24 protein-coding genes are annotated in these 21,419 nt (G+C 74.3%); 15 read left to right on the forward strand and 9 right to left on the reverse strand.

Going from position 1 to position 21,419, the window contains the following annotated elements; genetic code table 11:
• The 6 genes from G5V58_RS18090 to solA are packed head-to-tail and all read left to right on the forward strand — an operon-like array spanning position 1 to position 6,223.
• Positions 1–1,029 (forward strand): ABC transporter permease, encoded by a 1,029-nt coding sequence (locus G5V58_RS18090; protein ID WP_165235849.1) that lies wholly within the window; start codon positions 1–3, stop codon positions 1,027–1,029.
• Positions 1,026–1,937 carry an ABC transporter permease gene (locus tag G5V58_RS18095; RefSeq protein ID WP_165235852.1) on the forward strand — a complete coding sequence of 304 codons (912 nt, stop codon included), beginning with the start codon at positions 1,026–1,028 and terminating at the stop codon, positions 1,935–1,937. Before G5V58_RS18090 ends, G5V58_RS18095 begins: the two co-directional genes overlap by 4 nt.
• Positions 1,937–2,914, forward strand: a complete 978-nt coding sequence (locus G5V58_RS18100; protein WP_165235855.1) for an ABC transporter ATP-binding protein — start codon at positions 1,937–1,939, stop codon at positions 2,912–2,914. The genes G5V58_RS18095 and G5V58_RS18100 overlap by 1 nt, the downstream gene beginning before the upstream one ends.
• The gene (locus G5V58_RS18105) at positions 2,911–3,924 is read left to right on the forward strand and encodes an ABC transporter ATP-binding protein (RefSeq protein WP_230486723.1); all 1,014 of its coding nucleotides are present in this window, start codon (positions 2,911–2,913) and stop codon (positions 3,922–3,924) included. Before G5V58_RS18100 ends, G5V58_RS18105 begins: the two co-directional genes overlap by 4 nt.
• 42 nt (positions 3,925–3,966) lie before the next feature.
• Positions 3,967–5,061 carry an aromatic ring-hydroxylating oxygenase subunit alpha gene (locus G5V58_RS18110; protein WP_230486724.1) on the forward strand — a complete coding sequence of 365 codons (1,095 nt, stop codon included), beginning with the start codon at positions 3,967–3,969 and terminating at the stop codon, positions 5,059–5,061.
• A complete protein-coding gene (gene solA / locus G5V58_RS18115) occupies positions 5,054–6,223 on the forward strand; it encodes an N-methyl-L-tryptophan oxidase (protein ID WP_165235858.1) in 1,170 nt (389 codons plus the stop codon). The genes G5V58_RS18110 and solA overlap by 8 nt, the downstream gene beginning before the upstream one ends.
• A gap of 2 nt (positions 6,224–6,225) precedes the next feature.
• Here solA and G5V58_RS18120 read toward each other — a convergent pair whose 3' ends face one another.
• Positions 6,226–6,831, reverse strand: a complete 606-nt coding sequence (locus tag G5V58_RS18120) for a TetR/AcrR family transcriptional regulator (RefSeq protein ID WP_165235862.1) — start codon at positions 6,829–6,831, stop codon at positions 6,226–6,228.
• Positions 6,832–6,857: 26 nt separating this feature from the next.
• On the opposite strand from G5V58_RS18120, the gene G5V58_RS18125 reads away from it, so the two are divergent.
• A complete protein-coding gene (locus G5V58_RS18125) occupies positions 6,858–8,000 on the forward strand; it encodes an aromatic ring-hydroxylating oxygenase subunit alpha (protein ID WP_165235865.1) in 1,143 nt (380 codons plus the stop codon).
• 18 nt (positions 8,001–8,018) lie between these two features.
• Here the strand turns inward: G5V58_RS18125 and G5V58_RS18130 are convergent, their stop codons facing one another.
• The 4 genes from G5V58_RS18130 to G5V58_RS18145 all read right to left on the reverse strand — a co-directional run bounded on the left by G5V58_RS18130 (position 8,019) and on the right by G5V58_RS18145 (position 12,872).
• Positions 8,019–9,485: an MFS transporter gene (locus G5V58_RS18130; protein ID WP_165235870.1), complete on the reverse strand. Its 1,467-nt coding sequence runs from the start codon at positions 9,483–9,485 to the stop codon at positions 8,019–8,021.
• A gap of 65 nt (positions 9,486–9,550) precedes the next feature.
• A complete protein-coding gene (locus G5V58_RS18135; protein WP_165235873.1) occupies positions 9,551–9,787 on the reverse strand; it encodes a hypothetical protein in 237 nt (78 codons plus the stop codon).
• A 177-nt stretch (positions 9,788–9,964) separates the two neighbouring features.
• The gene (locus G5V58_RS18140; RefSeq protein WP_165235877.1) at positions 9,965–11,824 is read right to left on the reverse strand and encodes a CocE/NonD family hydrolase; all 1,860 of its coding nucleotides are present in this window, start codon (positions 11,822–11,824) and stop codon (positions 9,965–9,967) included.
• Positions 11,811–12,872: a P1 family peptidase gene (locus G5V58_RS18145; protein WP_165235880.1), complete on the reverse strand. Its 1,062-nt coding sequence runs from the start codon at positions 12,870–12,872 to the stop codon at positions 11,811–11,813. Before G5V58_RS18145 ends, G5V58_RS18140 begins: the two co-directional genes overlap by 14 nt.
• A gap of 16 nt (positions 12,873–12,888) precedes the next feature.
• Here G5V58_RS18145 and G5V58_RS18150 point away from each other — a divergent pair, with 16 nt between their 5' ends.
• From G5V58_RS18150 to G5V58_RS18160, 3 genes are read left to right on the forward strand one after another with little or no spacing between them, the layout of a single operon-like run.
• Positions 12,889–13,953 (forward strand): histone deacetylase family protein, encoded by a 1,065-nt coding sequence (locus G5V58_RS18150; RefSeq protein WP_165235883.1) that lies wholly within the window; start codon positions 12,889–12,891, stop codon positions 13,951–13,953.
• Positions 13,954–13,957: 4 nt separating this feature from the next.
• Positions 13,958–14,575 (forward strand): SRPBCC family protein, encoded by a 618-nt coding sequence (locus G5V58_RS18155; RefSeq protein ID WP_230486725.1) that lies wholly within the window; start codon positions 13,958–13,960, stop codon positions 14,573–14,575.
• Entirely contained in the window at positions 14,572–15,249 is a 678-nt protein-coding gene (locus G5V58_RS18160) for a DUF4166 domain-containing protein (RefSeq protein ID WP_230486726.1), read from the forward strand. Before G5V58_RS18155 ends, G5V58_RS18160 begins: the two co-directional genes overlap by 4 nt.
• Before the next feature lie 5 nt (positions 15,250–15,254).
• On the opposite strand, the gene G5V58_RS18165 is transcribed toward G5V58_RS18160, so the two are convergent.
• Positions 15,255–15,557: a hypothetical protein gene (locus tag G5V58_RS18165; RefSeq protein ID WP_165235886.1), complete on the reverse strand. Its 303-nt coding sequence runs from the start codon at positions 15,555–15,557 to the stop codon at positions 15,255–15,257.
• Positions 15,558–15,630: 73 nt separating this feature from the next.
• Between G5V58_RS18165 and serA the strand changes: the two genes are divergently transcribed.
• Both serA and G5V58_RS18175 read left to right on the forward strand, forming a co-directional pair.
• Positions 15,631–16,830, forward strand: coding sequence for a phosphoglycerate dehydrogenase (gene serA / locus G5V58_RS18170; protein ID WP_165235889.1), 1,200 nt, complete (start codon positions 15,631–15,633; stop codon positions 16,828–16,830).
• A gap of 30 nt (positions 16,831–16,860) precedes the next feature.
• Positions 16,861–17,733, forward strand: coding sequence for an oxygenase MpaB family protein (locus tag G5V58_RS18175; RefSeq protein ID WP_165235892.1), 873 nt, complete (start codon positions 16,861–16,863; stop codon positions 17,731–17,733).
• Here the strand turns inward: G5V58_RS18175 and G5V58_RS18180 are convergent.
• A complete protein-coding gene (locus G5V58_RS18180) occupies positions 17,726–18,100 on the reverse strand; it encodes a nuclear transport factor 2 family protein (protein WP_165235895.1) in 375 nt (124 codons plus the stop codon). The two genes, G5V58_RS18175 and G5V58_RS18180, sit on opposite strands and share 8 nt — an antisense overlap.
• A 77-nt stretch (positions 18,101–18,177) precedes the next feature.
• On the opposite strand from G5V58_RS18180, the gene G5V58_RS18185 reads away from it, so the two are divergent.
• Entirely contained in the window at positions 18,178–18,774 is a 597-nt protein-coding gene (locus G5V58_RS18185; protein ID WP_165235898.1) for an HD domain-containing protein, read from the forward strand.
• Positions 18,775–18,815: 41 nt separating this feature from the next.
• Positions 18,816–19,886, forward strand: a complete 1,071-nt coding sequence (locus G5V58_RS18190; protein WP_165235901.1) for an NADH:flavin oxidoreductase/NADH oxidase — start codon at positions 18,816–18,818, stop codon at positions 19,884–19,886.
• On the opposite strand, the gene G5V58_RS18195 is transcribed toward G5V58_RS18190, so the two are convergent.
• A complete protein-coding gene (locus G5V58_RS18195) occupies positions 19,883–20,146 on the reverse strand; it encodes a DUF4031 domain-containing protein (protein ID WP_230487376.1) in 264 nt (87 codons plus the stop codon). The genes G5V58_RS18190 and G5V58_RS18195 overlap by 4 nt on opposite strands.
• A gap of 5 nt (positions 20,147–20,151) precedes the next feature.
• The gene (locus G5V58_RS18200; RefSeq protein WP_165235907.1) at positions 20,152–20,799 is read right to left on the reverse strand and encodes a copper homeostasis protein CutC; all 648 of its coding nucleotides are present in this window, start codon (positions 20,797–20,799) and stop codon (positions 20,152–20,154) included.
• A 51-nt stretch (positions 20,800–20,850) separates the two neighbouring features.
• On the opposite strand from G5V58_RS18200, the gene G5V58_RS18205 reads away from it, so the two are divergent.
• Positions 20,851–21,195, forward strand: coding sequence for a hypothetical protein (locus G5V58_RS18205; protein WP_165235910.1), 345 nt, complete (start codon positions 20,851–20,853; stop codon positions 21,193–21,195).
• The last annotated feature ends 224 nt before the right edge of the window (positions 21,196–21,419 follow it).

Here is a 21,419-nt window from a genome sequence, read left to right on the forward strand (position 1 = left end):
GTGAGCGCCGTCGTCGCCAGCCAGCCCGCGGCCCCGGTCGCGCGGCGCCGGAGCTACGGCCGCTACGTCCTGGCCAAGGTCCTCGGGGCGCTGGGCAGCCTGGCCTTCGTCGTGGTCGTGAACTTCTTCCTCTTCCGCGTCCTGCCCGGCGACCCCGCCCGGGTGCTGGGCCGCGACCGGCTCAAGAGCCCGGCGGACCAGGCGGCGTTCCGCTCGGAGTACGGCCTGGACCAGTCGCTGCCGCACCAGTTCCTGACCTACCTGCAGAACACCTTCACCGGCCACCTCGGCGACTCGATCCGCTACCGCGTGCCGGTCAGCGAGCTCATCCTCGACCGGCTCTGGCCGACCCTGCTGCTGGTCGGCACCTCGACCCTGCTGGCCATGCTCATCGGGGTCTGGATCGGCATCGTCGGCGCCTGGAACCGCGGGCGCACCTTCGACCGGGCCTCGACGGGGGTGACGCTCACGCTCTACTCGATGCCGGAGTGGTGGCTCGGCCTGCTGCTCATCGCGGTGCTCGCGGTGGGGCTCGGCCCGCTGGACGGCATCTTCCCGACCGGGCAGCTGCACTCCAACGACGTCGACCCGACCAGCCTCGAGGGCGTGCTGGACACGGCCTGGCACCTGGTCCTGCCGGTGCTCACGCTGACGCTGGCCTACCTGGCGGAGTACTCCCTGGTCATGCGCTCCTCGCTGCTCGACGAGATCGGGGAGGACTACCTCACCACCGCGCGGGCCAAGGGGCTGCGCGACGTCGTCGTGCGCCGCCGGCACGCCGTGCGCAACGCCCTGCTGCCCACCACCACGGTGAGCGCACTGAGCTTCGGCTTCGTGGTCTCCGGCGCGATCACCATCGAGACCGTCTTCTCCATCCCCGGCCTCGGGCTGCTCTCCTCCGAGGCCCTCACCGGACCGGACTACTGGGTGCTCCAGGGCACCTTCCTGGTCGCCGCGGGCGGCGTGATCCTGGCCAACCTCGTGGTCAACCTGGTCTACGGCCTGCTCGACCCGCGGGTGCGGACATGAACGCCACCACCGGCGCGCCGCTCTCCGCGGCCGCCCTCACCCGGCGCCGGCGGGTCCAGTCGCTGCGCCGCAACTGGCGGCTGTTCCGCGGGCACTCGTCGGGCCTGGTCGGGCTGGCGCTGCTGCTGTTCTTCATCGCGCTGGCCGTTTTCGCCCCGCTCCTGGTCGACCGCGACGGCCTGGACCTGACCAAGGCCACCGGCGGGGTGCTCGAGCACCCCAGCTCGACGTACTGGCTCGGCACCGACGACAGCGGCCGGCCGATCCTGACCCAGCTGGTCTTCGGCTCGCGGGTCTCGCTGTTCGTCGGGCTGTTCGCGACCCTCATCTCGATGCTCATCGGCACCGTGGTCGGGCTGCTGTCCGGCTTCCTCGAGGGCTGGGGCGCGCGGATCCTGTTCCGGCTGACCGAGTGGTTCCTGGTCCTGCCGTTCCTGCCGCTGGCCCTGATCCTGGCCACCATCCTCGGGCGCGGGCTGTTCAACATCGCGCTGGTCATCGGCGTGACCAGTTGGCCGGCCACCGCGCTGCTGATCCGCAGCCAGGCGCTGTCGATCCGCGAGCGGCCCTACCTCGAGCGCGCCCGCGTCCTCGGCGCCGGCCGGTGGCACCAGATCACCCGGCACGCGCTGCCCAACGTGATGCCGATGGTCTTCGCCAACACCACGCTCACCGTGGCCGCCGCGATCCTCACCGAGACCACGCTGAGCTTCCTCGGCCTCGGCGACCCCACCCGGATCTCGTGGGGCTCGATGCTCGAGGGGGCGTTCTCGGTCGGCGCGATCACCACCGGCGCGTGGTGGTACATCGTCCCGCCCGGCGTCTGCGTGGTCCTCGTCGTGCTCGCGTTCACGCTCGTCGGGCAGGCCCTCGAGGACGTCTTCAACCCCCGCCTGCGGGAGCGCTGATGACCACACCCGCCCCGGAGCTGCTGTCGCTGCGCGACCTGCACGTGGCCTACCGGACCAGCGAGGGCCGGCTCCCCGCGGTCCGCGGCGTCGACCTGGTCGTGCACGAGGGCGAGGTGGTCGGCGTGGCCGGCGAGTCCGGCTGCGGGAAGTCCACGCTGGCCTCGACCGTGCTGCGCCTGCAGCCCAAGAACGCCCGCGTCGAGGGTGAGGTCGAGGTGCTCGGCCACGACGTCCGCGCGATGCGGTGGGGCGACCTGCGCGCGCTGAGGTGGGCCGGCGCGTCCATCGTGTTCCAGGGCGCGCTGCACTCGCTCAACCCCGTGCACCGGATCGGCCGCCAGGTCGCCGAGCCCATCCGCACCCACGAGCCCGGGCTCTCCCGCGACGCGGTGGACCGGCGGGTCGAGGAGCTGCTCGACCAGGTCGGGCTGAGCGCGTCCCGCGCCCGCGCGTACCCCCACCAGCTCTCCGGCGGCCAGCGGCAGCGCGTGATGATCGCCATGGCCCTGGCGTGCCGGCCCCAGCTGGTGGTGGCCGACGAGCCGACGACCGCGCTGGACGTGATGGTGCAGGCCCAGATCCTGGACCTGCTCAAGGACCTGGTCCACGAGCTCGGCGTCGGGCTGCTCATCATCAGCCACGACCTGTCGGTGCTGGCCGACGTGTGCGACCGCGTCCTGGTGATGTACGCCGGGCGCGTGGTCGAGTCCGGCCCCGCCGCCGAGGTCTTCGCCGACCCGCTGCACCCCTACACCGCCGCCCTCTCGGGCGCCTTCCCGCGCATCGGCGACCCGGCGGCGCGCTACGCCCCCGCCGGCCTGGCCGGCGACCCGCCCGACCCGCGCGACCTGCCTCCGGGGTGCGCCTTCGCGCCGCGCTGTCCACGGGCCGTCGAGGAGTGCACGCACGGTGAGCCACCGCTGCTCCAGGTCGGCGGCCGACCGGTGGCCTGCCTCCGGGCGGGCTCCTCGTGAGCGCTCCGCTGCTCGAGGCCCGCGGGGTCGGCGTCGACTTCGTGACCCGCACCGGCCACGCGGCCCACGCCCTCGACGGCGTGGACCTGTCGGTGAACGCCGGCGAGGTGCTGGCCATCGTCGGCGAGTCGGGCTCCGGCAAGACGACGCTGGCCCGCACCCTCATGGGCCTGGAGAAGCCGACCCGGGGCGAGATCCTGTTCGAGGGCCGGCCGCTGGACCACTCCTTCCGGGGCCTGCGCGCCTACCGCAGCCGCGTCCAGATGGTCCTCCAGGACGCCGCCGGATCGCTCAACCCGCGCCAGACCGTCTACGAGTCGGTGGCCGAGGGCATCCGGCTGCACAAGCGGGCGCAGGCCGACCCCGACGGTCGCACCGAGGCCGACCTGGTCGCCGCGGCCCTGGCCGAGGCCGGGCTCCGGCCACCCGAGCGGCTGTTCCTGCGCTACCCGCACGAGCTCTCCGGCGGCCAGCAGCAGCGCGTGCTCATCGCCGGCGCGCTCGCGCTCCGGCCCGAGCTGGTGCTGGCCGACGAGCCGGTCTCGTCCCTCGACGCCTCCATCCGCGGGGAGATCCTGGCGCTGCTGCTCAAGCTGCGCCAGGACCTCGGCATGGGCGTGGTCGTGGTGACCCACGACCTCGGGCTGGCCTGGAACATCGCCGACCGGATCGCGGTGATGTACCTCGGGCGGGTCGTCGAGAACGGCACCACCGAGGAGGTGCTCACCGCACCGCGCCACCCCTACACGCAGGCGCTGCTGTCCGTCGTACCGGAGATCGAGCACCTGCGACCCGTCGTCCTCACCGGCGAGGTGCCGGACCCGTCGCGGATCCCGTCCGGCTGCCGCTTCCACCCTCGGTGCCCGGCCCTGGCCGACGGCCGCGCCGAGGCCGCGGGCGTGGCCGAGGCCTGCCGGACCCAGCCGCTCGAGGTGCTCCCGGCCACCGGCGACCACCGCGCGGCGTGCCACCTCGACCACGTCCTCTCGACAACCGAGCCGGTCGGGTGACACGCTGTCCTTACTGACTCACGAATCAGTAAGGAGGCGGCGGTGACCGAGGACCTGCAGGCGGCCCTCCCCCGGGAGATGTACGTCGACGAGGCGCACTTCGCCGCCGAGCGCGACGCGGTGCTGTACGCCGAGTGGTACTGCGCCGGCCGCCTCGACGACCTCGGCCTCGCGACCCCGAAGCGGATGGTCGCGGTGGACGTGGCCGGCGAGTCGCTGGTCGTCACCAGCGACGAGGCCGGCGCCCTGCACGCGGCGTACAACGTCTGCCGCCACCGCGGCGCCCAGCTCTGTGCGCCGGGCTCGCCCGCGCGCGACGCCGGCGCGATCCGCTGCCCCTACCACTCGTGGACCTACGCCCTCGACGGCTCGCTGCTCAAGTCGCCGCACGCCGACGTGCCCGACCCCGCGGCCTTCGCGCTGCACGCGGTCGGGGTGGAGGTGTGGGCGGGGTTCGTGTTCCTCCACCTCGCGCCGTCGTCCGCGCGAGCGCTGACCGAGCAGGTCGCCCACCCTGCTGAGGCCCTGGCCAACTACGGCATCGGCGAGCTCGTCACCGGTCGGGTGCTGCGCTACGACGTCGCGGCCAACTACAAGGTGCTGCTCGAGAACTACAACGAGTGCTACCACTGCGGGCCGGTGCACCCCGAGCTGTCACGGCTGGTCCCGAGCTTCGCCGGCGGCGGCTCGGACCTGGACTGGGAGAACGGCATCCCGCACCGCGAGGGCGCGTGGACGTTCACCACGTCGGGGACCACCACCCGCGCGCCGCTGCCCGGGCTCGACGAGCACGAGCGGACCCGCCACAAGGGCGACCTGGCCTACCCCAACCTGATGCTGAGCGCCTCGGCCGACCACGTCGCGGCGTTCGTCCTGCACCCGCGGGCCGCCGACCGCACCGAGGTGGTCTGCTCGCTGCTCTTCGCCCGCGAAGCGGTGGCCGACCCGGCCTTCGACCCCAGCGACGCGGCCGAGCTGTGGGACCTGGTCAACCGCCAGGACTGGGCCATCTGCGAGTCGGTGCAGCGCGGGATGTCGTCGCGCGCCTACACCCACGGCTGGTTCGCGCCGATGGAGGACGACAGCCTCGACATCCGCCGCTGGCTGCTGCCCCTGCTGGAGCGCGGCCGTGGTTGAGCGCTTCGACGTCGCCGTCGTCGGCCTCGGCGGGCTCGGCAGCGCCGCCGCCTGGGAGCTCGCGCGCCGCGGGCACTCGGTCGTCGGGCTCGAGCGGTTCGGCCTCGGCCACAGCCGCGGCGCCAGCCACGACACCAGCCGGATCCTGCGGCACAGCTACCACACGCCGGCGTACGTCCGACTGACCCAGGAGGCGTACGCCGACTGGGCGCGCCTCGAGGCCGAGTCCGGCCAGGCGCTGGTCACCCGCACCGGCGGCCTCGACCTGTTCCCGGCCGATCCCGCCATCCCGTCCATCGACTACACCGCGGCCATGGACGAGGTCGGCATCGGCTACGACGCCCTCGACGCCGACCAGGTCACGGCCCGCTGGCCGGCCCTGCGCGTGCCACCCGGCACGCTCGGGCTCCACCAGGAGGCCGGCTCCATCGTCCCCGCCGGCCGCACCGTGGGCGTCCTGCACGACCAGGCCCGCCGGCTCGGCGCCGACCTGCGCGCGGACTCCCCGGTGCTCGGCCTCGAGGACCTCGGCGACCGGATCCGGTTGACCACCGCCACCGGTGCCCTCGAGGTCTCGGGCGTCGTGGTCACCGCCGACGCGTGGGTCAACGACGTGGTCGGCCACCTCGGGCTGCACGTGCCGGTCGAGGTCACCCTCGAGCAGGTCACCTACTACGCCGTGGCCGATCCCGCGGCGCTGGCCGACCTGCCGCTGTGGATCTGGATGGACGACCCGTCGTACTACGGCTTCCCGCCCTACGACCCGTTCGGCGGACCCGCAGGGACCATCAAGGCGGCCCAGGACTGCGGCGGACCCACCGTCGCGCCCGACGACCGCACCTCCGAGCCCGACCCGGCCATGGAGGCGCTGCTGACCGACCACCTGCGCCGGATGCTGCCGGCCGTGGGCAGGCCGCTGAGCTCGGTCCGCTGCCAGTACACGCTCACCCCCGACCGCGACTTCGTCCTCGCCCCCGTGCCCGGCCACGAGCGTGTCGTCGTCGGCCTCGGCGCCGCGCACGCGTTCAAGTTCGTGCCGACCTTCGGGCGCGTGCTGGCCGACCTGGTCACCACCGGCGAGACGACCTCCGACGTCTCCGCCTTCGGCCTCGACCGGCCTGCCCTCACCCAGCCCGACTACGCGCCGCACTGGCTGGTCTGATGTCAGGCCATGACCGAGGGCTCGACGCCGAGCTCGACCGCGAGCTGGGCGCCGACCCAGGCCCGCAGCTGCGTGCGGGTGACGCTCTTGTGCACGACGACCGCCACCGAGAGCCCGTCGACGAGGGCCGAGAGCCGGGCGATGCTGGATTCGGGGTCCGGGCAGGTGAAGACGCCGGCGGCCACGCCGTCGCGCACGATGCCGCGCAGGACGTCCTGCCAGCGGTGGTCGAGCCGCTTGAGCTGCTGGCGGATGTCGGCGTCGCGCAGGGCGACCGCCCAGGCGTCGATCCAGATCCGCCAGCCGGTGGCGCGGCCGGTGGGGCCGTAGAGCTTCAGAACCCGCCGCAGCGCCGCCACCGGGTCCTGGCCGCTGGCCGCCTTCTCCATCCGCTCCAGGTCGCGCTCGACGGCGTGGGCGAAGGCCTCGGCGACGAGCTCGTCCTTGGTGCCGAAGTGGTAGAAGACCAGCGCCGGGCTCACGTCCAGCGCCACCGCCACGTCCGCCACGCGCGTGGCGGCCAGGCCGAGCTCGTCGAGCAGCTCGACGGTCGTCGAGAGGATCTCCTCCCGGCGCACCTCCACCGACCGCCGCGCCCTGCCCGCCATGGCGCTGACACTAGACGGGAGACGTCGTGACCGACGCGATGGACATGACCCACCTCGCCCCGCCGGAGGGCCGCGAGCTCGTGCAGATGCTGCCGGCCGAGGCCTACACCTCGCCGGCGGTGCTCGACTGGGAGCGCCGGCACCTGTTCGCCGGCGCGTGGACCTGCCTGGGCCGCGTCGACGACGTGCTGCCCGAGGGGCTGACCCAGCGGGCGGTCGTGGTCGGCGACATCGCCGCGCTGGTGGTGCGCGACGGCGCGGGGCTGCGGTCCTTCGCCAACACCTGTCGGCACCGGGGCCACGAGCTGCTGCCCGACGGGGGCACGTCGACCAAGCGGATGGTCACCTGTCCCTACCACGCCTGGACCTACGACCTGACCGGCACGCTCAAGGGCGCCCCCGGCTTCCGCGACGTCGCGTCGTTCGTGCCTGAGGAGCACGGCCTGGTCGAGCTGCCGCTGGAGGTGTGGAACGGCTGGGTCTTCGCCCACGCGCTGCACCCGGCCGGCCGCCGTGAGGTCCCGCCGTTCGAGCGCCACCTCGGCGAGATCGAGCCGCTGCTCGCGCCGTACGGCATCGGCTCGCTCGAGGTGGCCGACCGGCACACCTACGAGGTGGCGGCCAACTGGAAGGTCATCGCGGAGAACTACCACGAGTGCTACCACTGCCCGATGATCCACCCCGAGCTGTGCACGGTGACGCCGCCGGACTCCGGGGACAACTACGACCGGCCCGGTGCGTGGATCGGCGGCAGCATGGTGCTGCGCGACGGGATGGCGTCGATGTCGCTGGACGGCAGCCTGGCGGCGACCCCGCTCCCGGGGGCGAGCCCGACGGCGGTGGAGTACCTCCACCTGCTGCCCAACCTGCTCGTCTCCGCCCACCCCGACTACGTGATGACGCACCGCATGGTGCCGCTCACGCCCGGTCGCACCTGGGTCGAGTGCTCCTGGCTGACCCTGCCCGAGGCGGCCGCCGCGGGTGCCCCCGGTGCCGTGGAGTTCTGGGACATCACCAACCGCCAGGACTGGGCGGCCTGCGAGTCGGTGCAGCGCGGGCTGGAGTCGCCGCACTTCCGGCCGGGGCCGTTCGCGCCCAAGGAGGACGCAGTGGCCCAGCTGGTCTCGATGATCGGCGCGGCGTACCGCACCGGCGCACTGACCGGCTGAGCCGGCTGAGCCGGCCGCTCAGGCCTCGACCGGGTGCTCGTCGGTCGAGCGCGAGTCGGTGAGGCTGAGCGCACCGATCCCGGCGACCAGGCCGACCACGACCGCGAGCACGCCGTAGGTGATCCGCTCGCCGTGGAAGAACGACGCGACCAGGTCGCTGCTCCACACGCCGGCTGGGAGCGAGGTGGTGACCAGCGCGGCGATGAGCGTGCCGACCACGGCGGTGCCGACGCTGGTGCCGACCTCCTGGGCGGTGTCGTTGAGCGCGGCGGCCACCGAGGTGCGGTTGGCGGGCAGGGCGTCGACCAGGGCGATGGCGCAGATCGTCATCACCGTGCGCAGGCCGATGGTCATCGCGACCATGGCGACGGCGATGGCGAGGTAGCCGTGCTCGACGCCCCAGGCCAGCCCGGCCAGCGAGCCGCCGAGGAAGGCCGCGCCGACCAGGCAGGCGATGCGGTGGCCGAAGGTCGCGGCCAGCCACTCCGAGAGCGGCGTGGCCAGGATCATCGTGACGATGACCGGCAGGTTGGCCAGGCCGGCGCGGACGGGGCTCCAGCCGTAGGCGAACTGGAAGTGCAGGATCAGCCCGAACAGCACGCTGGCCATCGCGATCGACGTGCCGACCTGGGCCAGGGCGGCGCCGCGGACCGTGCCGTTGCCGAACAGCCGCAGGTCCAGCATCGGGGCGGCGCTGCGCCGCTCGTGGCCGACGAACGCCGCCAGCGCGAGCAGGGCGCCGATCACCGAGGCGAGGGTGGCCAGGGAGAGCCAGCCGTACTCCACGCCGCTGGTCAGCGACCAGCAGGCCAGGCCGATGGTGGCCACGCTCAGCACGGCGCCGGGCAGGTCGAGGACGTCGTCGGTGAGGTCCTCGCGGCGGTCGGCCGGCACGCCGAAGCGCACGCCGATGCAGGCGATCAGTGCGACCGGCGCGTTGACCAGCAGCAGCCACTGCCACGAGACGTGGGTGAGCGCCGTACCGCCGAGGACCGGGCCCAGCACGAAGCCGGACATGCCGACCACGATCATCACCGTCATGGCCCGCATCCGCAGGGCCTGGTCGTCGAAGAGCCGGAAGACCAGCGAGTTGGTGATCGGCGCCATCATCGCCGCGGCGACGCCCAGCCCGGCCCGGAGCGCGATCAGCTCGCCCGCGTTGCTCACCGCCACGACGGCCAGGCTGAGCAGCCCGAAGACCGAGAGCCCGACGAGCAGCACCCGCCGCCGCCCGAGCCGGTCGGCCACCGAGCCGGCGGTGAGGAGCAGGCCGCCGAAGGTGAGCGAGTACGCGCCCGTCACCCACTGCAGCGCCGTCGTCCCGCTGCCCAGGTCGCGGCCGATGGTCGGCAGCGCGATGGACAGCAACGTGTTGTCGACCATCTCGACGAAGAAGGCCAGGCACAGCGCGGCCAGCGGGATCCACGCTGCGCGCAGCGACGGGTAGGTGTGGGAGGCGGTCGGGGCCGCGGCGGTGGTGCTCATGACCTCAGCGTGGGCGCCGCCGCTTTCACCCCGGTTTCGCACCGCTTTCACGGCGTTTCAGCAGGTCAGGGGAGCAGGTGCCCCGCCCAGAAGCCCAGGACCACACCGACCACCAGCCCCGCGGCCATGGCCGCCAGCAGCGGCGCCCCGGCAGGCAGCACGGCCGACTCGGGCGCCAGCAGCCCTACGCGCCGCGCCGGCCCGTCCCCGACCACCGTCGCGGCCACGGCCTGGGCCGGTCCGGGCCGCCGCCCCTGCGTCATGAGGTACGCCGGGAGCCGCCGCTTGCGCCGGCCGCGCACGACCGGCTCAGCACCGCGCTGGCGCCGACGTCGCCGTCGGGCGGGACGAGCAGCGCCCCCAGGAGCACGCCGACCGGGAAGCCGGGTCCGAGCATCTGCAGGAACACCGACGTGCGGGCGAAGCGCGACAGGTCGTCGGCACGACCGAGCCCTACCCGGACGGGGCCGGGCCAACCGTCAGCGCGGCACGTGCTCGCGCCACTCCCGGTGCCCGAACGGCTCGCCGCCGTCCCACGCGTCGGCGACGATGACCACGTCGTAGCCGTCGGCGCCGATGTCGACGCGCAGCGTGGACACGACGCGGACGTCGGCGCCGGGCCAGGTGAGGGCGTACGTCGTGTTCGCGTCGGCCCACTGCGCGAAGGTGCGCCGGTCGACGCCGACCTCGCCGCGGTAGTCCTCGAGGGCGGTGCCGCCGCCCGGGGTCTCGTACGACGACACGACGTGCGTGGTGGCGGTCGTGGTGCGGCGCAGCACGTCGCGGGTGATGGCCCAGGTGACGTCGGAGCCGTCCTCGCCGGAGTGCTCGGCGCCGGGCACGAAGTCGGGCGGTGCGACGCCGGAGTCGGTCCACAGCGGGAGGTCGAGGCTGCCGCCGCTGACGGTGAGGGTGAGCGGCGCGGGCGGGGCGATGGTGTTGGGCCAGTCGGCGCCGGCCACCGAGAGCCGGAGCACGTGACCGGGGTCGAGCTCGTAGGCGCACGCGTCCAGCAGCAGGTCGACCGGCGACGAGGTGTTGGCCAGGTCCACGGTCCCGCGGGTGATGAGCGCGGAGGTGCCGTCGGGGAAGACGTCGCAGAGCTTGACCGACAGCGAGGCCAGCGGCTCGGAGGCGGTGACGTGCAGGACCAAGCGCGGCTGGCCGACGATCACCGGCTGGAGCGGGAAGTCCCACGTCAGCGAGCGGGCGTCGTCCTCGCGCTGGTCGCCGGACTGGCCCCAGGGCAGGTGGCCGGCGCAGTCGATCCACGCCGCGGTGCCGACGTCCGGCTCCACGACCAGCGACCGCTCGCCCCAGAGCTCGAGGGTCTGGGTCGAGGGCTGCGGCGGCCACGGCCCGGACACCCAGTAGCCCGCGTGGAGGTCGAGGTCCGGCTCGGGCACGGTCGAGGTCCGCACGAAGACGTCGGCCCGGTTGGTCCACTCCCCCTCACCGGACGAGCGCAGCCACCGGTCCCACCACGCGGCCATCTCGGCGTCGAGGTCGAGCCGCGGGCCCGGCATGGCCGTCTCCGGCGCGGCGTGCGCCCACGGCCCGGCCAGCAGCCGCCACGGCGTACCGGCCGCACCGAGCCCCTCGACGGTCCGGAAGGTGTTGTTGCGGTAGCCGTCGGCCCACCCCGCCACGATCATCGTGGGGCACTCGATCCGGTCGTAGCCGAGGTGGCGCAGCGACCCGGCCTGCCAGTACGGCCCGTCCCGGTTCTCGCGCAGCCAGGTCAGCAGCCACGGCTCGTTGGTCTCCCACCGACGCCGCCACTCCGCGCGCCAGTCCCCGGGCCACTCGGACGGCACGGGCGGGAGCAGGCACATCGGCGTCATGTAGTGGCAGTAGTCCACGAGGTCGGTCAGCTTGAGCGCGCCGCCGCGCCAGTGCACGTCGTCGGCCCACCGGTCGTCGCTGCTGTAGATGGCCACGATCGCCTTGAGCGCCGGCGGCCGCTCGGCCGCGACCTGCAGCGAGTTGAAGCCGCTGTACGACGTGCCGAACATCCCGACGTTCCCGTCGCACCACTCCTGCTGGGCCAGCCACGCGATGACCGCACCGAGGTCGGTCAGCTCGGTGGCGGGGTACTCGTCGGTCGCGTCCCCGCCCGACGACCCGGTCCCACGCAGGTCGACCCGGCACACGGCGTAGGCGTAGGTGTCGCGCAGCTTGCGGTAGTGCTCGGCGTAGGACGAGGTGAGGTCGTCCTTGCGGTAGGGCAGCGCCTCGAGCAGGCACGGCTGCGGCCCGCCCTCGGGGAGGAACAGGGAGAGGGCCAGCTCGACGCCGTCCGCCATGGGCAGGCGGACGGTGCGCTCAGTGCCCGGCACGGCCGTGCTCCCCCAGCAGGCGGACGACGGTGTCGGGGTCGAGCCCCTCCGAGACGTGGCCGTGGCGCCCGGTCATCGTGGGCGAGGCCAGCAGCGAGTTGAGCACCGCCTCCTCCGCGCAGTCCACGACGGCCTCGAACAGGTCGTCCAGCGCCCGCATGGCCAGCCGCGGCGTCGCGCCGACGTCGGCCCCGTCGCGGTCGGTGCGCGCGGTGGTCGAGGCGGCCAGGAAGATCTCGCCGCTGCCGTGGTGCGCCGTGGAGCCGGTCCGGGCCAGCCCGAGCCCGACCCGCCGCGCGAGCCGCTCGCAGCCCAGCGGGTCGACGGGGGCGTCGGTGACGACGACCCCGATGCACGAGCCCGCCGGCCGCGGCGGGTCGGCGGGAGGCGGCGGCACCAGCCGCCCCACCGGTACGCCGTCCACGGTGAGCCGGGAGCGCTGCCCGAAGTTGGTCATCAGCACCACCGCCACCGTCTGGCCCGACGGCACCACCCGTGACGCCGTGCCGATGCCGCCCTTGAAGCCCAGGCACGACATCCCGGTACCGCCCCCGACCGAGCCCTCCCCGGGCGGCGACGAGGAGCCGCGCGAGGCCAGCGCGGCCTCCCGCGCGGATCGCACGTCGGCCGGCGTCACGCCCGGTCCCCGCACGTCGTGCAGGTGCGAGTCGTCGCACTCGGCCACGACCGGCACGAACACGTCGTCCACGATCGCCGGATGCCGCTCGAGCTCGAGGCGGAACGCCGCGTCGTACACCGCACCGACCTGGCTGGTCGCGGTCAGCCAGACCGGCGACTCGAGCAGGCCGGACTCCTCCAGCGACAGGAACCCGGTGCAGTCCCCCAGCCCGTTGAGCACGGCGCCGCCGCCGACCAGCGGACGCGGGTAGGCGTCGTCCGCGAGGTGCAGGCAGCTCACCCCGGTCCGCGCCGTGCCGTCGGTCAGCGTCGCGTGGCCGAGCCCCACGCCCTCGACGTCCAGCACGGAGTTCGTGGGGCCGGTCGGCAGCGTGCCGATCGCGATCCCCAGGTCACGAGCGCGTGGCATGTGCTCATACTGACCCATGAGTCAGTACGCCGCACCTGTCGTCTGGTCGCCCCGGACCCGCGACCACGACCCGCAGCACGAGGTCTGGGTCGGCGTACCCACGGACGGGACCGAGCGCGCCGACCGCGTCGACGCCATCCTCGCGGCCCTCGCCGACCACCCGCGGGTCGAGGCGACACCGCAGCCCGACGACGCGCTCCTCGCGGTGCACGACGCAGAGCTGGTCGACTTCCTGCGCACCGCCGCCGACCGCTGGGCCGCGGGACCGTACGAGGCCCTGGTCGGCCAGCGCAGGGTGGTGCCCTACCTGTTCCCCACGCCCGCGATGACCGCCGGGCTCCCCACGAGGCCCGCGGTGGCCATCCACGCCGACGCCGGCCGGTTCGCCTACGACACGATGACGCTGGTCGGCCCCGGCACGTGGGAGGCCGCCCGCACCGCGGTGGACTGCGCGGTCCAGGCGGCCACCATGGTCAGCGGCGGCGAGCGGTTGGCCTACGCGCTGTGCCGACCGCCCGGCCACCACGCGACGCCGGCCGGCTACGGCGGCTCCTGCTACCTCAACAACGCCGCGGTCGCCGCCACGGTCCTCCGCGCACGCGGAGCCGAGCGCGTCGGCATCGTCGACGTCGACGCCCACCAGGGCAACGGCACGGCAGCGATCTTCTGGGCCCGCGCCGACGTCCGCTACGGCTCGGTCCACGTGGACCCGGGTGCGGGCTGGTTCCCCCACGTCTGCGGGTACGCCGACGAGACCGGCGCCGGCGACGGAGCCGGCGCCACCCGCAACCACCCCCTGCCCGAGGGCACCGGCGACGACGCGTGGCTCAGCGCCGTGGCCGACCTGGCCTCCTGGGTCGGCGACTGCGACGCGCTGGTCGTCTCCCTCGGCGTGGACGCCGCCGCCGACGACCCGGAGAGCCCGCTCCAGGTCACCGAGGCCGGCTACCGCGAAGCCGGCCGGCTGCTCGGCGCCACCGGGCTCCCGGCGGTCGCGGTCCAGGAGGGCGGCTACCACCTGCCCACGCTCGGCGGCCTGGTCGCGGCGTACCTCGAAGGGCACGCGAGCACGGCACACTGACCCCGTGGCTCACCGCGGCGGCCCGCCGATCTACGTCTCGGTCGACATCGCCGCGCCCGTCGACGAGGTGTGGCGACTGACCCAGGACACCGACCTGCACCCGCGCTGGGACGCGCGCTTCAGCGCCATCGAGCCGGTCGCCGACCTCCCGGGCGGCGGCCAGCGGTTCCGCTACGAGCTGCGGCTCCCGGGCCGTGTGCTCGCGGGCACCGGGACGACGCTCGGCGAGAAGTGGCGCCCGGACGGCACGCGCACCTCGGCCCTGCGCTTCACCACACCCGACCGGCTCTCGCCGCTCGGCGACGGCCGGGGCTACTGGCGCTACGAGCCCACCGCGAGCGGGGTGCGGTTCACCACCGGCTACGACTACCGGCCCGGCTGGGGCGGCCTGGCCGACCGGATCGTCCTTCGTCGCGCCGTCGGCTGGCTCACCGCATGGAGCTTCGACCGGCTGCGGATCTGGGCCGAGCGCGGCGAGGAGCCCGAGCGGTGGCCGCTGCGCTCGGTGCTGTGGGTGTGGCGCCCCGAGCGGCCGCGAGCCGCGCGGTGCCGGCGGCGAGCGCACGACGGTCGGGTGATGGAGGCGGCGCCCGCCACCCTGGACGGGCTGGCCGCGCCGTGAGGAGCAGCAGCGTCTTCGCCCAGGCCATGGGCGCGGAGTTCGAGCGCCTGCACCCCATGCTCCAGCGGCGCTTCGGCGTCGGCCTGGACGCGGGCTACGCCTGCGTGGGCCACGGCACCATGCACCGGATCCGCCGCGGGCCCTGGTGGACGGTGCCGTTCCTCCAGATCGGCAGGATGCGCAACATCCTGGTGCCCGACACCGGCACCGAGGTGCCGTTCACCATCCACAACTACCCCTACCGCGACCCGCTCGGCCGCGAGGCGGTCACCTTCGTCCGCGAGTACGAGCTGCGCGGGCGCACCCGCCGCTTCGACGCCACCATGATCCGCGCCCGCGACGGCCACGTCGTGGACTACCTCGGCACCCACCAGCACCTCGCCGTCGACCTCGAGGTCCGCGCCGAGCCCGACGGCAGCCTGCGGATCCGCTCGGACGCCCAGCGCTTCTACGAGGGACCGTTCGGCTTCTGCTTCCCGATGCTCTTCAGCGGCCGCGCGGACCTGCACGAGTGGTACGACGACGCCGCGGGCGCCTACCGGATCGAGCTGGAGGTCACCAACCCCGTCTTCGGCTTCCTGTTCGGCTACGACGGCACCTTCACCTGCGAGTTCCCCGAGGGCGCGCAGGCACCGGACCGGATCCTGCCGCGGCGCTACGAGCGCCGCGAGTAGCCGGGCTAGGCCCGCCGGTCCGCCACGACGTACGCCGCGCCGGCGGCGACCGCGGTGACGATCGCCACTGAGGGCCAGGCGCCGACCTGCTTGGCCAGCGGGTGCGAGGCGCCGAAGGCCACGACGTAGGTGCCGGCCAGCGCGGCGGTGGTGCCGACGCCGGTGGTGCGCAGCCAGGAGCGGCCGGCCAGGACGCCGGCGGCGAGCAGCACGGCGCCACCGAGCTCGCGGTGCCCGCTGTAGCGGGCGACGGCGTACCCGCCGACGAGTCCGGCGGCGACGACGAGGGCGGTCTTGGGGGCGGCCATGGTGGCGACGGTAGCCGTCCCACGGGAGCGTGCGGGTCCCGGAGTGCTCCGCGGGGCCTCCTACCCTGGACGGGTGAAGGTCCTGCTGCTGGAGAACATCCACCCGGTCGCCGTGGAGCAGCTGCGCGCTCGCGGCCACGAGGTCGAGCTCCGGGTCGGCTCCCTCTCCGAGGACGAGCTCGTCGAGGGCCTGGACGGCGTGCAGGTGCTGGGGATCCGCTCCAACACCCACCTCACGCCGCGGGTCTTCGAGGCGGCCACCGACCTGGTCGCGGTCGGCTGCTTCTGCATCGGCACCAACCAGGTCGACCTGGCCGAGGCGGCCCGGCGCGGGATCGCGGTCTTCAACGCGCCGTACTCCAACAGCCGCAGCGTGGTCGAGCTGGTGATCGGCGAGATCATCGCGCTGGCCCGCCGGCTGACCGAGAAGACGTGGAAGATGCACGACGGGGTCTGGGACAAGTCGGCCAAGGGCAGCCACGAGGTCCGCGGCCGCACGCTCGGCATCGTCGGCTACGGCAACATCGGCACCCAGCTGTCCAACCTGGCCGAGGCGATGGGGATGCGGGTCGTCTTCTACGACACCGCCGACCGCCTGGCCCACGGCAACGCGCGCCGGATGGCCTCGCTCGACGCGCTGCTGGCCGAGGCCGACGTGGTCAGCCTGCACGTCGACGGCCGGCCGGGGAACGCCGGGCTGTTCGGCGCCGAGCAGTTCGCCACGATGAAGCCGCGGGCGATGTTCATCAACGCCTCGCGCGGCATGGTCGTCGACGACGTCGCGCTGCGCGAGAACATCGAGTCCGGCCACCTCGCGGGCGCCGCGCTCGACGTCTTCCCGGTCGAGCCCAAGGCCCAGGGCGACGCGTTCGAGTCCGTGCTCCGCGGGCTGGACAACGTCATCCTCACCCCGCACGTCGGCGGCTCGACCCAGGAGGCGCAGGAGGAGATCGGCTGGTTCGTGTCCGGCAAGCTCGCGACGTACGTCGCCGAGGGCAGCACCGCGCTGTCGGTGAACCTGCCCGCGGTCCAGCCGCCGCCGCTCACCGAGGGCGTCCGGCTGGCCTACCTGCACGTCAACGTGCCGGGCGTGCTGGCCGAGCTCAACGCCTACCTGGCCGAGCAGGGCGCCAACATCACCGGGCAGTACCTCGCCACGCGCGGCGAGCAGGGCTACGTCGTCACCGACGCCACCGAGGCGATCAGCGAGCCGGCCCTGGACAAGCTGCGCAGCTCCGACCAGACCGTCTGGCTGCGCACCTTCACCGCCTGAGACGTCAGGGGCCGTTCGTAGGCTGGAGCCATGGCCTCCCTCCCCCTGCCGGACGTACGAGGCCGCCTCGGCCAGGCGCTGTTCGCGCGGGTCGCGGGTCCCGACGGGCCCAAGCAGCGCGACCGGATCCACCTGCGTGAGGGGCCGCGGTGGTTCGCGCCCGACAGCGCCATCGCCCAGGTGCACGGCGACGCCTCGATGTTCGTGGGCGGGCTGCGCGCGCTGCTGCTGCAGACCCTGCACCCCGCGGCCATGCTCGCGGTGAGCGAGCACTCCGGCTTCCGCGGCGACATGTGGGGCCGGCTGCACCGCACCAGCACCTTCCTCGCGGTCACCACCTTCGGCGCGGCCGACGACGCCCAGGCCGCGGTCGACGCGGTGCGCCGCATCCACGAGCGGGTCATCGGCCAGCTGCCCGACGGCACGCCGTACGCCGCGAGCGACCCGCACCTGCTGGCGTGGGTGCACGCCGCCGAGGCCGACAGCTTCCTGCGTGCCCACCAGGTCTACGGCCGCGCGCCGCTGGACCAGGCCGGGCGCGACGAGTACGTCGCCCAGATCGCCGAGATCGGCGCCCGCCTCGGGGTCGTCGACCCGCCCACCACCGAGGCCGAGCTGGCCGACGCGCTCGCGGCGTACCGCCCCGAGCTGCGCGGCACCCCGGAGGCCCGCGAGGCCGTGCGCTACGTGCTGCTCAAGCCGCCGCTGCCGCTGGCCGCGCGGGCGCCGTACGCCGTGATCGCGGCCGCCGCCATCGGGCTGATGCCGGCCTGGACCCGGCTGCCGCTGCGCCTGCCCTACCTGCCCGTCTCCGAGCGCACCGTGGTGCGCGTGCTCGGCGGGCTGGCCACCGGCACCATCCGGTGGGCCATGACCCCGCCGGCCGACGGGTCCGCTAGCTGACCTGCAGGTCCGCGTCGGACCAGTAGGCCTTCATCGAGGTGATCAGGCCGTCGTCGTCGAAGGTCATCACGTCGATCGGCGCCAGCGTGAAGGTCTGCTCGCCGGCCCGGGTCCGCAGCTCGAACAGGAACGCCGCCTGCCCGTCCGCGATGCGTGCGCTCAGCACCTCGCCGGCCTGCTCGAGCCCCTCGAGCGTGGCGTAGAACTCGCGGATCGCCTCAGGCGTGCTGCGCACCCCGCTGCCCACCGGGTCCTCGACCGTCGCGCCGTCGGCGAACAGCGCCATGACCTCGGCGGTGCTGCCGGTGGCCACCCGGGCGACGTACTGCTCGATGACCTCGCGGATCTTCTCCGGGCTGGCGGGCACGGTCGCTCCTTGCTCCGAGGGGGTGGAACACGTTCCGGTTCTTGTCCGGTCGCACAGTAGCGGGTTGGATGAGCGCGATGGACGCCAGTGACAGATGGCCCCTGCCCGAGTCCGCCGAGGTCCGGGACGCCGTCGTGGCGGCGTACGCCGACCCGAGCCGCGGCTACCACGACACGCGCCACCTGAGCGAGGTGCTGGACCGGCTCGACGAGCTGGCCGCCCACGGCGTCGGCTACGACGCGACCCCGGTGCTGCTCGCGGCGTACTTCCACGACGCGGTCTACGACGGCGAGCGCGACGCGGAGGAGCGCTCGGCCACCTGGGCCGAGGACGCGCTCGCCGCGGTCGCGCCGGCCGCCGTCGTGGCCGAGGTCGCCCGCCTGGTCCGGCTCACCGAGACCCACACGCCCGACGACGCCGACGCCAACGGCTGCGCGCTCTCCGACGCCGACCTCGGCATCCTGGCCGCGCCCCGCGAGCGGTACGAGGAGTACGTCGCCGCCGTGCGCCGGGAGTACGCCCACCTCGACGACGACGTCTTCCGCGCCGGTCGGGCCGAGGTGCTGCGCGGGCTGGCGGCCAAGCCGCGGCTGTTCCACACGGCGTACGCCCGGGAGCGGTGGGAGGCCGCCGCGCGGGCCAACGTGGAGCGGGAGCTCGCCGACCTGGCGTAGGTCACGGAATCCGGGCCGCCCGCCCGTGGTTGTGCCCTCACGTGAGCCACCTCTTCGAGCCGATCACCCTGCGCGACGTGACCATCCGCAACCGGGTGTGGGTCGCACCGATGTGCCAGTACTCCGCCGTCGACGGCGTGCCGAACGACTGGCACCTGGTGCACCTGGGTTCCTTCGCGCGCGGCGGCGCCGGGCTGGTGCTGACCGAGGCGACCGCGGTGGTGCCCGAGGGCCGGATCTCGCCGGAGGACACCGGGATCTGGAACGACGAGCAGCAGGCCGCGTGGTCGCGGATCGTGGCCTTCCTGCACGCGCAGGGCGCGACCGCGGGCATCCAGCTCGCGCACGCCGGGCGCAAGGCCTCGACGTACTCCGGGTTCACCGGCGAGCGCGGCGGCGTGGCCGACGGCGACGGCGGCTGGCAGCCGGTCGCGCCCTCGCCGGTGCCGTTCCCCGGGCTGCGCGAGGACCCGGCGCCGCTGACGCTCGAGGAGATCGAGGCCGTCGTGGCCGCGTTCGGCGAGGCCGCGGTGCGAGCCGTGATGGCCGGCTTCGACGTGCTCGAGCTGCACGCGGCGCACGGCTACCTGCTGCACGAGTTCCTCTCCCCGCTGTCCAACCACCGCGAGGACGCCTACGGCGGGCCGTTCGAGCACCGCGCCCGCCTGCTGCTCGAGGTCGTCGCCGAGATCCGGCGCCGCGTGCCCGAGGGCACGCCGGTGCTGGTGCGCCTGTCGGCCACCGACTGGGTCGACGGCGGCTGGTCCGGCGACGACACGGTCCGGCTGGCCGGGCTGCTCCATGAGGCGGGCGTCGACCTGGTCGACACCTCCAGCGGCGGCAACGCCCAGGCCGACATCCCGACCGGGCCGGGGTACCAGGTGCCGTTCGCGCGCCGGGTGCGCACCGAGGCCGGCGTGCCGGCGGGCGCGGTCGGGCTCATCACCGAGCCCAAGCAGGCCGAGGAGATCCTGTCCGAGGGCTCGGCCGACGTGGTGCTGCTGGGCCGCGAGCTGCTGCGCGACCCGCACTGGCCGCTGCGCGCGGCCTACGAGCTGGGCGTCGAGGCCGAGGAGCTGTGGCCGGTGCAGTACCGGCGCGCGGCGCGCTAGCCCCCGTCGACCTGGCTCTTGCGGCGGCGCAGGCCCGCGGCGACCAGCCGCCGCACGAGCTCCCGCGAGCTGACCGGCTCCACGCCGCGGGCCAGCACGTCGTCGTACCACTCGGCGGGCACGTCGTAGTGGTCGCGGTCGAAGCCGCGCTCGGGGATGCCGAGCTCGCGGGCGAAGGCGTGCAGCTCCTCGTAGTCGCTGTCGCTGGCCAGGTGCGACCACAGCCGGCCCCGCGACGGCACGGCGGGCGGGTCGATCATCAGCGTCACAGGCGCTCCAGCGCGCCGTCGAGCAGCAGTCGCCACGAGCGGACCAGGTCGGGGGCCACGTAGGCCTTCCACGAGCCGCTGGGGCGCGCCTGGAGGTCGACGTGGAACGCCCGCACCCCCGCGCGCACCAGCCACGGCACGTGCTCGGCCAGCAGCCCGTCGCCCGGCACCAGCAGCGCGGCCACGGCCGGGTCGGCGTCCGCGGCGGCCTGGAGGTCGTCGTAGCCCTCCGACATCCCACGCGGCGAGCCCGCCGACCGCACGCCGACCAGCCCCGGCAGCGCCGGCGGCCCGGCCAGCCGCCGCCACGAGCGCCGCGGGTCGAGCGCGTGGTCCAGTGCGACGTACTGCCACGCCACGTCCCCCAGCGCCGCGCACGCCTCGACGTCCACCTCGAGGTCGGCGTCCAGGAACCCGACCGACACCCCGGCCACGCCCAACTCGCGCAGCACCGGCACCTGCTCGGCCCGGGTCACGGCGGCGAACACCGGCACCGCCCCCGCCTCTCGACAAACGGCCGAGACGACCACCGGCTCGAGCGGCTCACCCGCCGGAGTGGCCACGTGCAGCCGGTCCGCGCCCCCCTCGAGCGCGCCCGCCACGTCACGCTCGTGCGCCACCGCGACCTCGAGCACCACCCCCATGGAGGAAGCGTAGGGCTCGGCGCGTCACCACGGGGGGCACACAATGGGCGGGTGGACACCGTGCCGTTGTTCGATGCGAGGGCCCGCGTCCTCGCCGACCTCCAGGCCCGCGGCCACGCGTCCGCGCAGGCGGTGAGCCTGCTCGAGGACGCCGTAGCCGCCCGCGAGTGGTGGGCCGACCAGTGGCCCGAGGGCCAGGTGTACGTCGCCGGGCTGGTCGCCCAGGACGTCCAGGACGGCCTCTTCGAGGTCTCCGGGCGCTGGCCGCTGTGCCTGAACTGCGAAGGCCCGGAGCACTCGCTCTACATCCAGCCCGACCTCGGCGGCCCCGACCCCGTGTGGGTCTGCGAGGAGTCCGGCGACGTGGTCGCGCCCCTCGGCGCATTGGGCCGCTGAAGGCGCCTCGTCTGCGCTGGGCGCGGGCCGATGGGTCGTGGAGACTGGGGCACTGTGAGCTGTTGAGGCCCTGGGCTCTCGGCTAGCCCGTGGGCGCCTGACCTGCTCACGGACATCAATTGCGTGCGGCCGCGCGCTTACCACCCCGACTCCCGCTGTCAAGGACGCTGCGCGCCACTTCGTGGCGAACTGCGGGGGCGCTTCGCGCCGAGGGAGTTCGTCCT

The organism is Nocardioides anomalus (assembly GCF_011046535.1).
GTDB classification, from domain to species: Bacteria; Actinomycetota; Actinomycetes; order Propionibacteriales; family Nocardioidaceae; genus Nocardioides; species Nocardioides anomalus.

Coding starts and splice junctions, on each gene's coding strand:
- G5V58_RS18165 (WP_165235886.1), bottom strand. CDS start 15,557: ATGGCCGCCCCCAAGACCGCCCTCGTCGTCGCCGCCGGACTCGTCGGC.
- G5V58_RS18095 (WP_165235852.1), top strand. CDS start 1,026: ATGAACGCCACCACCGGCGCGCCGCTCTCCGCGGCCGCCCTCACCCGG.
- G5V58_RS18100 (WP_165235855.1), top strand. CDS start 1,937: ATGACCACACCCGCCCCGGAGCTGCTGTCGCTGCGCGACCTGCACGTG.
- G5V58_RS18150 (WP_165235883.1), top strand. CDS start 12,889: ATGAGTCAGTACGCCGCACCTGTCGTCTGGTCGCCCCGGACCCGCGAC.
- G5V58_RS18145 (WP_165235880.1), bottom strand. CDS start 12,872: ATGCCACGCGCTCGTGACCTGGGGATCGCGATCGGCACGCTGCCGACC.
- G5V58_RS18130 (WP_165235870.1), bottom strand. CDS start 9,485: ATGAGCACCACCGCCGCGGCCCCGACCGCCTCCCACACCTACCCGTCG.
- G5V58_RS18175 (WP_165235892.1), top strand. CDS start 16,861: ATGGCCTCCCTCCCCCTGCCGGACGTACGAGGCCGCCTCGGCCAGGCG.
- G5V58_RS18185 (WP_165235898.1), top strand. CDS start 18,178: ATGGACGCCAGTGACAGATGGCCCCTGCCCGAGTCCGCCGAGGTCCGG.
- G5V58_RS18120 (WP_165235862.1), bottom strand. CDS start 6,831: ATGGCGGGCAGGGCGCGGCGGTCGGTGGAGGTGCGCCGGGAGGAGATC.
- G5V58_RS18195 (WP_230487376.1), bottom strand. CDS start 20,146: ATGATCGACCCGCCCGCCGTGCCGTCGCGGGGCCGGCTGTGGTCGCAC.
- G5V58_RS18200 (WP_165235907.1), bottom strand. CDS start 20,799: ATGGGGGTGGTGCTCGAGGTCGCGGTGGCGCACGAGCGTGACGTGGCG.